The organism is Enterovirga rhinocerotis (assembly GCF_004363955.1).
In the GTDB taxonomy this organism is placed as follows: Bacteria; Pseudomonadota; Alphaproteobacteria; order Rhizobiales; family Beijerinckiaceae; genus Enterovirga; species Enterovirga rhinocerotis.
The window spans coordinates 2,197,433-2,210,126 of sequence record NZ_SNZR01000011.1; the positions used below are offsets into that span (position 1 = coordinate 2,197,433).

The window sequence follows — 12,694 nt, forward strand, 5'->3', positions numbered from 1 at the left end:
CGGCGGACGCCCGCCGCGCTCTCCTGGGCGGGGCGAAACGGGCCGATCATCGGCCCCGGAGATCGCTTTGCGCTGCCCGATTGCCGTCGCCAACAGCCGACGCATCCTCTGCGTCTTTCCCGCCTATACGCCGTCCTTCGGCACCTTCGCCCATGCCTATCCCCTGATGGGGGGCGTCAAGGCCTTCATGCCGCCGCAGGGCCTTCTCCTCATCGCGGCCTACATGCCGGAGAGCTGGCCCGTCAGGTTCGTGGACGAGAACATCGCGCAGGCGACGGACGCCGATTTCGCCTGGGCGGATGCCGTTTTCGTCAGCGGGATGCATATCCAGGCCGGCCAGATCAACGACATCCGCGAGCGCGCGCAGGCGGCCGGCAAGGTCGCGGTGCTCGGCGGCCCCTCGGCCTCCGGCGCGCCGGACTGGTACGGCGCATTCGACTACCTGCATCTCGGCGAGATGGGGGATGCGACGGACGCGTTGATCCGGCGCCTCGACGCCAGCGTCGCCCGACCCGGCGAACAGGTGCGCTTCGAGACGGCCGAACGCCTGCCGCTGCCCGATTTCCCGCGGCCCGCCTATGACCAGATCCCGCTCGGCCGCTACCTCATCGGCAGCCTCCAATTCTCCTCCGGCTGCCCCTATCGCTGCGAATTCTGCGACATCCCCGCCCTCTACGGTCGCCAGCCGCGCCTGAAGACGCCGGAACAGATCTGCGCGGAACTCGATGCCCTGATCGCGCGGCCGAACTATCCGGCCGTCGTCTATTTCGTGGACGACAACTTCATCGCCAACCGGAAAGCCACGCGCGAGATGCTGCCCCATCTCGTCGCGTGGCAGAAACGGAACGGCTACCCGCTCCAATTCGCCTGCGAGGCGACGCTGAACCTGTCCCAGCAGCCCGAGATCATGGAGTTGATGCGGCAGGCGAATTTCATGACCGTCTTCGTCGGCATCGAGACCCCGGATACGGAGGCTCTGCGCAGCATCGACAAGGGCCACAACGCGAAGCTGCCGATCCTCGACTCGATCGAGACCCTGAACGGCTACGGGCTCGAAGTGACGTCGGGGATCATCCTCGGGCTCGATTCGGACAAGCCGGGCAGCGATGCACGCCTCCGCGACTTCGTCGACGCCTCGGGCGTGCCCGTCCTGACGATCAATCTCCTGCAGGCCCTGCCCAAGACGCCGCTCTGGGACAGGCTGGAGAAGGCCGGTCGGATCGACGAGGACCCGGCGCGCGAATCGAACGTGCGCTTTCTGATGCCGTACGAGGAGGTGCTCGCGGCGTGGCGACGCTGCATCGCGCATGCCTACGAGCCACAGCGCCTGTTCGACCGCTTCCTGCATCAGGTCGAGCACACCTACGGCAACCGCATCAAGACACCCGCCCGGAGCCGCCTGACCTGGGCCAATATCCGCCGAGGCCTGATCCTCGGCGGCAACATCGCGGTGCGGGTCGGGATCTTCAGCGAGTATCGCGGCATCTTCTGGCGCGCCGCGTACAAGGCGCTGAAGAAGGGTCAGGTCGAGGCGATCTTCAACATGGGCTTCGTGTCGCACCACATGATCCGGTTCACGGCCGAGGCGCTGGAAGGGAAGCAGAACGCCTCCTTCTATTCGGCCCGGCCGGCGGGCGACGATCCACGGCTCGACCGGGCGGCCTGACCGCGCCCGAACCGTCTTGACGGGCGCCCGGCTTCTCTGCCCTGTCTCCCGTCATGACAAAGCCGAACGCCCGCGTCCTCAAGGACGTCATCCGGACCATCCCGGACTATCCGAAGCCCGGCATCATGTTCCGGGACATCACGACGCTGCTCGGCGATGCCTGGGCCTTCCGGCGCGCTGTCGACGAACTCGTCCAGCCCTATGCCGGAGCCAAGGTGGACAAGGTCGCGGGGATCGAGGCGCGCGGCTTCATCCTCGGCGGCGCGGTGGCGCATCAATTGTCCGCCGGCTTCGTGCCGATCCGCAAGAAGGGCAAGCTGCCGCACGAGACGGTGCGGGTCTCCTACCTCCTCGAATACGGCGAGGACGAGATGGAGATGCATGCCGACGCCCTCGTCAAGGGCGAGCGCGTCATCCTCGTCGACGACCTCATCGCGACGGGCGGCACCGCCCTCGGCGCGGTCGAACTCCTGCGCCGCCTCGGCGCCGAGGTCGTCGCGGCCTGTTTCGTCATCGACCTCCCCGATCTCGGCGGCGCCGAGAAGCTGCGTGCGGCCGGGGTGGACGTCCGCACGCTCCTCGCCTTCGAGGGGCATTGAACGTGACCCGCGGCCGGAGATCGGCTACGATTTAAGGCGAGCGAGGAGCCTGCGCCGTGGCCGTCAAGACGATCGCCGTTTCCATTCCGGAGGAATTCGGAGCGGACATCGACTGCGCTGTGGCAGCGGGAGAATATGGCTCCCGCGAGGAGGTGGTTGCGGACGCCTTGCGCGTGTGGACACGACGGCAAGAGGCACGAGCCGAAGAACTGCGCTCGCTCAAAGCCGGCATCAACGCGGCTTTGGACGACCCCCGCCCTACGTTGTCGCTCGACGAGGTGAAGGCTCACCTTCAGGCCGTGATCGCCAAATCCAGAGCGAGGCGGGATGCGGCCGCGTGAGGTCAGGTTCAGCCAGAATGCCCTGAACGACCTCGCCGACATCCTCGCTTACATTTCGCTCGAAGCGTCACCTGCGATCGCCGAGCGCTATATCGGCCGCCTCGTCGCAGCGTGCGAGCGAGTTGGACTATCCGGCGAGGCCGGCCGCCCGCGGGACGATCTGCGGCACGGCCTCAGGACATGGCCTGTCGAGAGACGCGCCGTGATCACCTACACGATCGAGGACGACGAGATCATCATCGCGAGAATCTTTCGTCGCGGACGCTCGATCGAGTCCTACTATCAGTCGGAAGAGCCGCTCCTGCCATGAACATCGACGGCTGCCCGACCCGCACCATCCGGCTCGCGGCCGACGGGGAAACCGTCGAGGTCATCGACCAGACGCGGCTTCCGCACGAGGTCGTGGTCCGGCCGCTCGCCTCGCTCGCCGATGCGGCCGAGGCGATCCGGACCATGGTCGTGCGCGGCGCGCCGCTGATCGGCGTGACGGCCGCCTACGGGCTCGCGCTCGCCATGCGCGAGGACGCCTCCGAGGCCGGCCTCGCGCATGCGGTCGAGACGCTCGCCGCCACCCGACCGACGGCCGTCAACCTGCGCTGGGCACTGGACCGGATGGCCGCGGCGCTCGGCCGCCCCGAGGTGAACGACCGCACCGCCGAAGCGTATCGGCTCGCCGCCGCCATGGCCGACGAGGATGTCGAGACCTGCCGTGCCATCGGGGTTCACGGCGCGGCGCTCCTGCGCGAGGCGCATGCGCGGACCGGCCGGGAGGTCAACGTCCTCACCCATTGCAACGCCGGCTGGCTCGCGACGGTCGATTGGGGCACCGCCCTCGCGCCGATCTATGTCGCCCATGACGAGGGCATCCCGCTCCATGTCTGGGTCGACGAGACCCGGCCGCGGAACCAGGGCGCGGCGCTGACGGCCTTCGAACTGCGCCAGCACAGCATCCGGCACACGATCGTCGCCGACAATGCCGGCGGCCACCTGATGCAGCACGGCCGCGTCGATCTCTGTATCGTGGGCTCGGATCGGACGACCGCGACGGGCGACGTCGCGAACAAGATCGGGACCTACCTCAAGGCCCTCGCGGCGAAGGACAACGGCGTGCCCTTCTATGCCGCCCTGCCCTCGTCGACCATCGACTGGACGCTCGCCGACGGCGTCGCCGAGATCCCGATCGAGGAACGTCCGGCGCGCGAGGTCACGCATATGACGGGGCGCGCGGAGACGGGCGGGATCGTCACCGTCGAGATCGCCTCGCCCGGCAGCCCCGCCGCCAACCCCGCCTTCGACGTCACCCCGGCGCGGCTCGTGACGGGGATCATCACCGAGCGGGGCATCGCATCCGCGAGCACGGCGGGCCTCGCCGCACTCTTTCCGCGCGAGGCTGGTCGGGTTAAGGCCCGACATGGGTGAAAGACCGATCATCGACATCCGCCCAACCCAGGACTGGGCCGTCGAATACGGCCTCGAAGGCGACGACGTCGCCACCCTGTTGACCGGGGTGTCCGAACGGCTGGCAGCCGCCGGCCTCCCGCTCTGGCGCACCCATCTCTCCTTCCCGACCCTCGACCCCGCAAAGCGCAGCGAGAACATCGTCTGGCTGCGCGACACCGGAGCGACGCGCGAGGTGCTGGGTCACGAGGAATTCGACGCCGCCTATGAGCACTCGCCCTTCCCCGAGATGCTGAAGACCAATCGGCTGCTCGGCCGGTGGCGGCTCGAGCAGCCGGGAAGCGTCGCCGGCTATCCCGTCATGGAGGCGATGCAGCGGAACGGAGGAACGGACCTCCTCCTGCGTCTCCTCGCGTTCGGCGGCCATGTCGGCGCGCTCCTCGGCACCGCGATCTCGGCCGCGACCGACAAGCCGGGCGGTTTTTCGCCGGCGGAGATCGAGGCCCTGACCGCCGTCACTCCGGCGGTCGGCCTCGCCGCCTACAGGATCCTCCTCGCGGACGTGATGGGCTCCGTCCTGCGCGCCTATATCGGCCATGATGCGGGAGGACATGTCCTCGGAGGCCAGATCCGCCCCGGAGAGGGCCATCGCGTCACGGGGGCGCTGATGTTCGCCGATCTGCGCGGCTTCACCTCCGCGACGGAGCGCGAAGGCGCGGGCGTGATCGGGCGGCTCGGCGAGCATCTCGCCGCCATGGCCGAGCCCGTCGAGGCCGCAGGCGGCGAGGTTCTGAAATTCCTCGGCGACGGCCTCCTCGCCGCCTTCCCCGTGATGAGTTCGGAGGGCGCGGCCTGCGACAGCGCGCTCGACGCGGCACTGGATGCCCTCGCGCGCAACGCCGCCGTGAACGACCGCCATCCCGGCACGCCGCGGCTCGATCTCGACATCGCTCTCCATCTCGGAGAGGTCTTCTACGGCAATATCGGCGCCGCCAGCCGGCTCGAATTCACCGTCATCGGCCCCGCCGTCAACGAGGCCTCGCGCCTCGAAGCGCTCTGCGGCACGCTCGACCAGGCGATCCTGACCTCGGAGCCCTTCGCGCGCCACTGCTCGAGGCCGTTGACGCCCCTCGGCCAGTTCGACCTGCGCGGTGTGTCGGGGAAGCGCGCGGTCTTCGCGCCTGTCCGGCCGGAGGGCTTTCGGGAGCGTTAACGCTTTCTGATCCGCCTGCGGCGCAGGTTGCGCCCGGACAGGACCGATCCCATGCGATTCGTCGTGATTTCCGGCCTCGCCGCCTGCCTCGTGCTGGCTGCGGCGATCCCGGCCGTGGCCGCCGATCTTCGCGAGCCACCGATAGGCGCGTATGGCTATCCGCAGCCCTCCCGCTATGGGCAGATCTGGGACGAGCAGGATTACGGTCCGGCGCGGCGCCACCCCCGCAGGCCTCCGACGCGGGTGATGGGTGGCCCGGGCTATGTCGGCTCCGATTACGGCCTCGGCAAGCCGGCCTTTTCGGGTGTCGGCCCGCGCCCCGACTGGGGTCGCTCGTCGATCGATTGACGAGGATCGGGACAGGTCCCCGCCGGCCGGAAGCCCGCCTTCGTCTCGACCGCTAGCCCCGTCATTCGCGCGTCGGCGGGAGACGTCTTCACCTCCTGAAGAAAAACATCGGCGGCGGGGCTCCGCATACGCTTCCAGCGATTGCTCTCGCAAATAGCCACGCCTACTGCTTTCCCCGAAAAGATAATCGGCACAAACGGCCCATCTTCTTTTCATCGATCGTCAAACGAGGATAATTCGATGAAAATCCTACCGATCATTACCGCGGCTTTCGGGCTCGCGGTTTGCGCCGCTATGCCTGCTTCGGCTGCGGGCGTTCCGATGGACCGTTCCCTGGCCGGTCCTTCGCTCGACGTGACGCTCGTGTCGGGCGGCTGCGGACCGTTCGCCTGGCGCGGCCCATGGGGTCACTGCCGCGACACGCCCTATTCCGGTCCGCTCCCCGGCGGGGGCTGGGCCGGAGCCGCGCGCGCCGACTTTTTCGGCAACGGCTGCCCTCCCGGCTACTGGCACGGCCCCTGGGGACATTGCCGCGACACGCCGTTCCACGGCCGCCGCCCCGACGGCACCTGGCAGTGACCGCGCCCCATCCCTCCGATCCCTCCGAGACATGAGACCGACGATGACCACGATAAAGGTTCTGGCGGCGGCATTCGCCCTGATGACGTTCGGAAGCGCGACGGCGCAGGCGCAGACCGCACCGGCCCAGACGGCCCCGGCCCAGCCCGGCGCGGCTCCCCAGATGATCGAACTCCACACGGCGGAGGACGCCGATGCGGTGCTCGCGGCGCGGCTCTCCGCGCTCAAGACGGTGATCGGTCTCAACGCCGATCAAGACAAGCTCTGGACGCCCGTCGAGACCGCGATCCGCCAGGTCGCCAAGAATGCCGCCGCGCGCCGGGCTGACCGCGCCAAGGCAGCCCAGCCGCAGGATTTCGTCGACATCCTGGTCCGCGTCGCCGATGCGGAAGCCGCGCGTGCTGCGGATCTCAAGACCGTCGCGACGGCGCTGAAGCCGCTCGTGACGTCGCTGACCGATGCCCAGCGGCGGCGCATCCCGGCCTTCCTCGGCCTCCGCGAGGGGAGCTACGGCAGGCCGCAACCGACGGCCGAGCTCTGGCTCTTCGAGGAAGAATAGGACAACGTGCCGGCCGAATCCGCATCGCGGATCTCGGCCGGCACCGACCCCTTGCCGCCTGCGGAGCAAGACATGCCGACCGTTCTCGTCGCAGGCGCGGGTCCGGTGGGTCTGACGATGGCGGCCGAGCTTGCTCGATACGGGATCGCCGTTCGGATCATCGACGCATCGCCCCATCAGACCGAGACGTCGAAGGCCCTCGTCCTGTGGTCCCGAACCCTCGAACTGATGGATCGGATGGGCTGCACCGCGCCCTTCCTCGATGCGGGCCTTCGCGCCCGCGGCGCCGCCATCCGCAGCGACGGCGCCCTCCTCGGCACGCCGCGCTTCGATGCCATTGCGAGCGCGTACAACTACGCGCTCATGATCCCCCAGCGCGACACCGAGCGCCTCCTGACGGATCATCTTCGATCGCTGGGGGTCGAGATCGAGCGGGAGGTCGAACTGACCGGCTTCACGGCGCGCGAGACCGGGGTCGAGGCGACTTTGCGCCATGTCGACGGCCGCGAGGAGGTCGTGCAGGCGGATTGGCTGATCGGCTGCGACGGCGCCCACAGCACGGTCCGGCACGGCCTCGGGGCGACGTTCGCCGGCTCGGCTCAAGGGGACGACTGGCTGCTCGCCGATATCCGCATCGAGGGGCCGAAGGCGCCGCCGAGCGACGAACTCTCGATCCATTTTCACCCCGACGGCCCCTTCGTCGTGTTTCCGCTGCCGGGCGGGAGGGCGCGTGTCGTCGCGCCGGTCGGAAAGAGCGACCCGTCCCGCCCGCGCGACGCGCCGACGCTGGCGGAGGTCCAGGCCCTGGCCGACGCGCGCGCCGGCGGCGGCTTCCGTCTGACGGACCCTGTCTGGCTGTCGAACTTCCGCATCAACGAGAGGAAGGTCGCCGATTACCGATACGGGCGCGTGTTCCTGGCCGGAGACGCCGCCCATATCCACAGCCCCGCCGGGGGCCAGGGCATGAATACGGGGATGCAGGACGCGATCAATCTCGCCTGGAAGCTGGCGATGGTGGTTCGGGGATCGGCCGACCCGGTCCTGCTCGACAGCTACAGCGCGGAGCGCTCGGCGGTCGGCGACATGGTTCTGCGCAACGCGACGCGTCTCACGGCCGCGGCGACCCTGTCCCGGCCGGCCGCCCGGTTTCTGCGCGATGCCGTCATGCGGTTCCTGCTGGGGTTCAAGGCAGTCCGGGCGGGGATGGTCTCCACGATGAGCGAGATCAACATCGCCTACCCGAACAGTCCGCTGTCCCATGGCTCAGGAGGGGGCACGCGCTGGGATCCCCGGCACGACCGAGGCGCGCCTCCCGGAAGCGGGCGCGAGCCTCGCTTCGTCCTCTATACCGACGATGCGGCGCGAGGCGCGGGGCTCGCCGCGCGCTTCCCGTCCCTGCTCGAAGCGGAGCCGCGTAAGCCGGTGGTTCCGGGAACGCTCGTCATCGTCCGGCCGGACGGCTATGTCGGGCTGTCCGGATCGGCCTCCGACTGGGGCAGCGCGGAGAGCTATCTCGGGCGCCTCGCGAGCGCCGGCTGACGGAGCCGCCAGCCCCCGCGCTGGCAACACGCCCCCGCCGATGCTACCGCGGAGGCAGACCGCTCACCGCAGACAGGACGGATCATGGCCAGCCTCACCCTTGCACAGGCTTCGACGATCGTAGACGCGGCCCTTGCAGACGCGCGCGCCCAGTCGCTGGCGCCGATGACGGTGGTCGTCCTCGATGCCGGCGGACACATGGTGGCGCTGAAGCGCGAGGACGGCTCGGGCATCCTGCGGGTCGAGATCGCGGCCGGGAAGGCCTGGGGCGCGCTCGGGGTCGGGGCCGGCAGCCGGGTTCTCGCCGACCGCATCGCCACGGGCCCCGCCGGCGAGGCCTTCGTGACCGCCGCAGCCGTCGCGAGCGGAGGCCGGCTCGTTCCGGTCGCGGGCGGCGTCCTCATCCGCGACGGCGGCGCCGTGATCGGTGCCGTCGGCGTCTCGGGCGACCTGTCGGACAAGGACGAGGCCTGCGCCCTCGCCGGCATCACGGCGGCAGGGCTCGTCGGCGACACGGGCGCCAAGGCCTGACCTCCGGCAAAATCGGGGAGACGCCTCGGATCGATCGGGGACCTCTCGCGTTGTGACCCCGCCGAGAACGGGCTCGGCGGATCGGATGGTTCTATGGCGGGCGCGTTCTCTTCTTCCCGGCGCGGCGAAGTCGAGGGTAAGGGGCCGCGCTTCAACGCGAGTGCGCTCGTCGCCGCCGGGATCGTCGTCGCCGGCCTGTATCTCGCCCGTGAAGTTCTGGTCCCCTTCGTCATCGCGGTGCTGCTGAGCTTCGTGCTCGCGATCCCGGTGCGGCTGCTGCAAGGCTTCGGCCTGGGCCGCGCCTTCCCGGTCGCTCTCGTCGTTCTGCTCGCCTTCCTCGCCCTCTTCGGCATCGCGACCGTGGTCGCGAGCCAGGCAACGGACCTCGCCGGCGAGCTGCCGCGCTATCAATCGACCATCCGCGAGAAGATCGGCGCGATGAAATCGGCCGCCTCCGGCAGCGGCCCCCTCGAACGCTTCGCCGACATGCTGCAGAACCTGTCGGAGGAGTTCGGCCGGAAGCCGGCCGCGACGGACAACCCGACCGCACCGCCGATCCAGAAGCCGATCCCGGTCGAGATCACCACCCAGTCGAGCCCGATCACGACGTTGCTGAACGTCATCTCGCCGGTGCTGCATCCCCTGGCGATGACGGGCCTCGTGATCGTCTTCACGGTCTTCATGCTGCTCCAGCGCGGCGACCTCCGGAACCGCGCGATCCGCCTCGCCGGCTCGCGCGACCTCCAGCGCACGACCGCGGCGATGAACGACGCCGCGACCCGCCTCTCGCGCTTCTTCCTCGTGCAGGTGCTGCTGAACGGAAGTTTCGGCATCGTCGTCGGGATCGGGCTGTGGCTGATCGGCGTGCCGAGCCCGATCCTCTGGGGCATCCTCGCGGCGATCTCCCGCTTCATTCCCTATGTCGGCGTCGTCATCGCCACGCTCGGACCGCTCGTCCTGGCCGCGGCCGTCGATCCGAACTGGACGATGCTGGTCATCACGGCGATCTTCTTCGGGGTGTCCGAATTCCTGCTGGGCCAGGTGATCGAGCCGCTGGTCTACGGCCACTCGACCGGCCTCTCGCCGATCGCGGTGATCGCCTCGGTCACGTTCTGGACCTGGCTCTGGGGGCCGATCGGTCTCCTTCTGGCGACGCCGCTGACCGTCTGCCTCGTCGTCCTCGGCCGCCATGTCGAGCGGCTGGCCTTCCTCGACGTGATGCTGGGGGACCGACCACCGCTCACGGTCACCGAGAGCTTCTACCAGAGAGTCCTGGCCGGCGATTCCGGCGAGGCGATCGAACAGGCGGAGGACTTCCTCAAGGAGCACCGGCTCTCGACCTTCTACGACGAGGTGGCGACGAAGAGCCTCGGTCTCGCCCAGGCCGATCTCTCGCGCCGGGCGCTCGACGACGATCATCTGACGCGGATCGGCGATACGATGGCGCTGCTCATCGAGGACCTCGAGGAGCACGAGGATCCGCCCGGCGATCCGGAAGACCGGCGACCCGAGACCCGCCGCGAGGTCAAGCGCGCGGCCGGCGACGAGGGCCTCGATGTTTCGCTGGAGGAGGCCGACCTCTCGGCCGCGCGGCTCCCGGTCATCGATCGCGCCGCCCTGCCGGCCGGTTGGCGTGGCGCGGCCGCCGTCGTCTGCATCGCGGGCCGGAACGAACTCGACCGCATCGGCGCGCTGATGCTGGCGCAGATTCTCGAGAAGCACGGCCTCGGCACGCGCGTCGAGGCTGCGGAGAGCCTGATGCCGGGTGCGAGCATCGTCCAGATGCCCGAACACGACACCCGCATCGTCGTCCTGTCCTATCTCGATACGGGCTCCCCGGTGCATATCCGCTACGCGGTGCGCCGGCTCCGCCGCCGCTTCCCCGATGCGCGGATCGTGGTCGGCTCGTGGGGGACGGCGCAGGACCAGTCGAAGACGGTCTGCGAGACCGCGCGGTCCGATGCCTGCGTCAGCCGGCTCGTCGACGCCGCGGCCCTCTGCCTCGATGCGGCGCTGAACCCGACGGACGGGACGCAGGAGGCGGCTCTCGCCGATGAGGGTGAGGCGCCCCCGCTCGCCGCCGGACGGGCCTGATCGGACGACCTCAGACCGCCGGCACCTCGTCGGAGGCGCCGGCGGCTGGGGCCGCGGAACCCGGCTCGTCCACGACCCAGAGCAGGTCCTCCTCCGCGAGGACGCGATAGGCCGCCTCGCCCTCGTCCAGTCCCGCGCCGAGGAGTGCGTCGAATCTGGCGAGGCACGACGGAGCGCGCAGGCCCGCGCGGCGCCCCACGGCATCCCTCCACGTCTCGGCGACCTTGCGCCTCGCCACCAGCGGCATGGTCCGGCTGTCCTCGATCTTTCTCAGGTACGGGCTGAAGCCTCGCATTTAGCGGATCGATCGCCTTGCTGCGATCATAATGTGCCGCCATCAGCGATGGCTGGGCGCAAGGACATCGAATATCGCTCTCGCCACGCGCGGGCGCGCCCTGGGTTCACGAGGTCACATGGCGGTCGATCTGAGGCACGAACTGACGCGGCCGCTTGCGCTCATCCTCGCGGCCTTCGCCGTGCTCGGCTGGGTCCTGTTCGGTCTCTCGTCCTGGTCCGCCTCGTCGGTGCAGAAGGCGCAACGGCTGCAACTCGTCGAGATGAGGACGAAGGCCGACACGCTCTCGGCCGATCTCGCCAAGCAGACGGCCCTGATCGCGGAGGCCGGCGGGCTCGAGAAGAAGATGCTCGCGACGCGCGAGGAACTCTCTCGCATGACGCAGGCCAAGGCGGACGTGCAGTCGGAACTGGCCACCGCACAGCGCCGCCTGTCGACCGTAAGGCGGGACGTGAGCGAGGCCGACCGCAGCCTCGCCGCCCAGGCCCAGAAGCTGTCCGACCTGCAAAGCAGCGCGGCCGAGGCTAACAACGCCGCGCCCGACCAGACCACCCAGCCCACGCCGCGCGTGGGCCGCGGAGCGCGCCGCGGCACCTGGACCCGCCGGGGTCGCGCCTACCGTTCCTATTCGATCATGAGCCGCCCGCGCTGAGCCGCGCAGGGACGCGCGTCAGGAATTCGTGCGGCCCGTCGCGCCGATCCGGCCCGCCGCGATCACCGCCTGGGTGCGGCTGTCGACGCCGAGCTTCTGCAGGATCGCGGAGACATGCGCCTTCACCGTCGCCTCCGAGACGCTGAGCTCGTAGGCGATCTGCTTGTTCAGCAGCCCCTCCGACAGCATCATCAGCACCCGCATCTGCTGCGGCGTCAGCCGACCGAGACGGCGCACGAGGTCGGAGGTATCGCGATCCTCGGCCGTCTCGAGATCGACGTCAGGAGGGGCCCAGATGTCGCCCGACAGCACCGTTCGCACCGCGTTGCCGATCCCGTCGAGATCGAGCGATTTCGGGATGAACCCCGAGGCGCCGAAATCGATCGCGCGGCGGATGACGACGGGATCCTCGTTCGCCGAGACGATCACGATCGGGATCTCGGGATATTGGGCCCTGAGGTAGATCAGCCCGGAGAAGCCCTGCACCCCCGGCATGGTCAGGTCGAGCAGGACGAGATCGACGTCGCGGGAGCGGCCGAGTTGCTCCTGAAGCGTGTCGAGCCCCGTACATTCGGCGACCTCGGCCTGGGGGAGGATGGTTTCGAGCGCCCGCCGCAACGCCTCGCGGAAGAGAGGATGATCGTCGGCGATGATGATCTTGACGCTAGCCTGCAACGAACGCGTCTCCCGCCTGGAGTTGCCCGCCCAATTCGCAGGCCGCTCTGTTTTGGTTCGATCGCGTAGAGGCTGTTATGGACCTTGGCCCGTTCTCGCCGAGCGGCGAGAACGCTAGAAGGGGTCCATAACGGCCTCTAGGTGCGACAATCTGAAACGATGGCCGTTCACCATAGAATCCTTCTGCGCCCCCGTCATGGCCGCC

Annotated in this window: 15 protein-coding genes; 13 read left to right on the forward strand and 2 right to left on the reverse strand. The window is 69.2% G+C overall.

The features are described 5' to 3' along the window. Nucleotides 1-67 precede the first annotated feature (67 nt). The 12 genes from EV668_RS11090 to EV668_RS11145 all read left to right on the forward strand — a co-directional run bounded on the left by EV668_RS11090 (nucleotide 68) and on the right by EV668_RS11145 (nucleotide 10,867). On the forward strand, nucleotides 68-1,666 hold the full coding sequence (locus tag EV668_RS11090; protein WP_133769796.1) for a B12-binding domain-containing radical SAM protein: 1,599 nt from the start codon (nucleotides 68-70) through the stop codon (nucleotides 1,664-1,666). 53 nt (nucleotides 1,667-1,719) lie between these two features. Next, a complete protein-coding gene (locus EV668_RS11095; protein ID WP_133769797.1) occupies nucleotides 1,720-2,265 on the forward strand; it encodes an adenine phosphoribosyltransferase in 546 nt (181 codons plus the stop codon). A 56-nt stretch (nucleotides 2,266-2,321) separates the two neighbouring features. Further along, complete coding sequence (locus tag EV668_RS11100) at nucleotides 2,322-2,606, forward strand: ribbon-helix-helix domain-containing protein (protein WP_133769798.1); 285 nt, start codon at nucleotides 2,322-2,324, stop codon at nucleotides 2,604-2,606. Beyond that, on the forward strand, nucleotides 2,593-2,916 hold the full coding sequence (locus tag EV668_RS11105; protein WP_133769799.1) for a type II toxin-antitoxin system RelE/ParE family toxin: 324 nt from the start codon (nucleotides 2,593-2,595) through the stop codon (nucleotides 2,914-2,916). Before EV668_RS11100 ends, EV668_RS11105 begins: the two co-directional genes overlap by 14 nt. After that, on the forward strand, nucleotides 2,913-4,025 hold the full coding sequence (gene mtnA / locus EV668_RS11110) for an S-methyl-5-thioribose-1-phosphate isomerase (protein ID WP_133769800.1): 1,113 nt from the start codon (nucleotides 2,913-2,915) through the stop codon (nucleotides 4,023-4,025). The genes EV668_RS11105 and mtnA overlap by 4 nt, the downstream gene beginning before the upstream one ends. Beyond that, nucleotides 4,018-5,217 (forward strand): adenylate/guanylate cyclase domain-containing protein, encoded by a 1,200-nt coding sequence (locus EV668_RS11115; RefSeq protein WP_133769801.1) that lies wholly within the window; start codon nucleotides 4,018-4,020, stop codon nucleotides 5,215-5,217. The genes mtnA and EV668_RS11115 overlap by 8 nt, the downstream gene beginning before the upstream one ends. 51 nt (nucleotides 5,218-5,268) lie before the next feature. Beyond that, entirely contained in the window at nucleotides 5,269-5,565 is a 297-nt protein-coding gene (locus EV668_RS11120) for a hypothetical protein (protein WP_133769802.1), read from the forward strand. A gap of 240 nt (nucleotides 5,566-5,805) precedes the next feature. Then, nucleotides 5,806-6,144, forward strand: a complete 339-nt coding sequence (locus EV668_RS11125) for a GCG_CRPN prefix-to-repeats domain-containing protein (RefSeq protein ID WP_133769803.1) — start codon at nucleotides 5,806-5,808, stop codon at nucleotides 6,142-6,144. A 43-nt stretch (nucleotides 6,145-6,187) separates the two neighbouring features. After that, on the forward strand, nucleotides 6,188-6,703 hold the full coding sequence (locus EV668_RS11130) for a Spy/CpxP family protein refolding chaperone (protein WP_245513007.1): 516 nt from the start codon (nucleotides 6,188-6,190) through the stop codon (nucleotides 6,701-6,703). A gap of 72 nt (nucleotides 6,704-6,775) precedes the next feature. Then, a complete protein-coding gene (locus EV668_RS11135; RefSeq protein ID WP_133769804.1) occupies nucleotides 6,776-8,242 on the forward strand; it encodes an FAD-dependent monooxygenase in 1,467 nt (488 codons plus the stop codon). Between the two features lie 84 nt (nucleotides 8,243-8,326). Next, nucleotides 8,327-8,773: a GlcG/HbpS family heme-binding protein gene (locus tag EV668_RS11140; RefSeq protein WP_133769805.1), complete on the forward strand. Its 447-nt coding sequence runs from the start codon at nucleotides 8,327-8,329 to the stop codon at nucleotides 8,771-8,773. 93 nt (nucleotides 8,774-8,866) lie between these two features. Then, on the forward strand, nucleotides 8,867-10,867 hold the full coding sequence (locus EV668_RS11145; RefSeq protein ID WP_133769806.1) for an AI-2E family transporter: 2,001 nt from the start codon (nucleotides 8,867-8,869) through the stop codon (nucleotides 10,865-10,867). Between the two features lie 10 nt (nucleotides 10,868-10,877). On the opposite strand, the gene EV668_RS11150 is transcribed toward EV668_RS11145, so the two are convergent. After that, a complete protein-coding gene (locus EV668_RS11150) occupies nucleotides 10,878-11,162 on the reverse strand; it encodes a hypothetical protein (protein WP_133769807.1) in 285 nt (94 codons plus the stop codon). A gap of 118 nt (nucleotides 11,163-11,280) precedes the next feature. Here EV668_RS11150 and EV668_RS11155 point away from each other — a divergent pair, with 118 nt between their 5' ends. Further along, nucleotides 11,281-11,814, forward strand: a complete 534-nt coding sequence (locus EV668_RS11155; protein WP_133769808.1) for a hypothetical protein — start codon at nucleotides 11,281-11,283, stop codon at nucleotides 11,812-11,814. A gap of 18 nt (nucleotides 11,815-11,832) precedes the next feature. Here EV668_RS11155 and EV668_RS11160 read toward each other — a convergent pair whose 3' ends face one another. Further along, entirely contained in the window at nucleotides 11,833-12,489 is a 657-nt protein-coding gene (locus EV668_RS11160) for a response regulator transcription factor (RefSeq protein WP_133769809.1), read from the reverse strand. Nucleotides 12,490-12,694: the final 205 nt, after the last annotated feature.

Excerpts from the sequence above, each read along its gene's own strand:
- EV668_RS11145 (WP_133769806.1), top strand. The coding sequence starts at position 8,867 with ATGGCGGGCGCGTTCTCTTCTTCCCGGCGCGGCGAAGTCGAGGGTAAG.
- EV668_RS11130 (WP_245513007.1), top strand. The coding sequence starts at position 6,188 with ATGACCACGATAAAGGTTCTGGCGGCGGCATTCGCCCTGATGACGTTC.
- EV668_RS11155 (WP_133769808.1), top strand. The coding sequence starts at position 11,281 with ATGGCGGTCGATCTGAGGCACGAACTGACGCGGCCGCTTGCGCTCATC.
- mtnA (WP_133769800.1), top strand. The coding sequence starts at position 2,913 with ATGAACATCGACGGCTGCCCGACCCGCACCATCCGGCTCGCGGCCGAC.
- EV668_RS11095 (WP_133769797.1), top strand. The coding sequence starts at position 1,720 with ATGACAAAGCCGAACGCCCGCGTCCTCAAGGACGTCATCCGGACCATC.
- EV668_RS11135 (WP_133769804.1), top strand. The coding sequence starts at position 6,776 with ATGCCGACCGTTCTCGTCGCAGGCGCGGGTCCGGTGGGTCTGACGATG.
- EV668_RS11140 (WP_133769805.1), top strand. The coding sequence starts at position 8,327 with ATGGCCAGCCTCACCCTTGCACAGGCTTCGACGATCGTAGACGCGGCC.
- EV668_RS11150 (WP_133769807.1), bottom strand. The coding sequence starts at position 11,162 with ATGCGAGGCTTCAGCCCGTACCTGAGAAAGATCGAGGACAGCCGGACC.
- EV668_RS11125 (WP_133769803.1), top strand. The coding sequence starts at position 5,806 with ATGAAAATCCTACCGATCATTACCGCGGCTTTCGGGCTCGCGGTTTGC.
- EV668_RS11105 (WP_133769799.1), top strand. The coding sequence starts at position 2,593 with ATGCGGCCGCGTGAGGTCAGGTTCAGCCAGAATGCCCTGAACGACCTC.
- EV668_RS11120 (WP_133769802.1), top strand. The coding sequence starts at position 5,269 with ATGCGATTCGTCGTGATTTCCGGCCTCGCCGCCTGCCTCGTGCTGGCT.
- EV668_RS11115 (WP_133769801.1), top strand. The coding sequence starts at position 4,018 with ATGGGTGAAAGACCGATCATCGACATCCGCCCAACCCAGGACTGGGCC.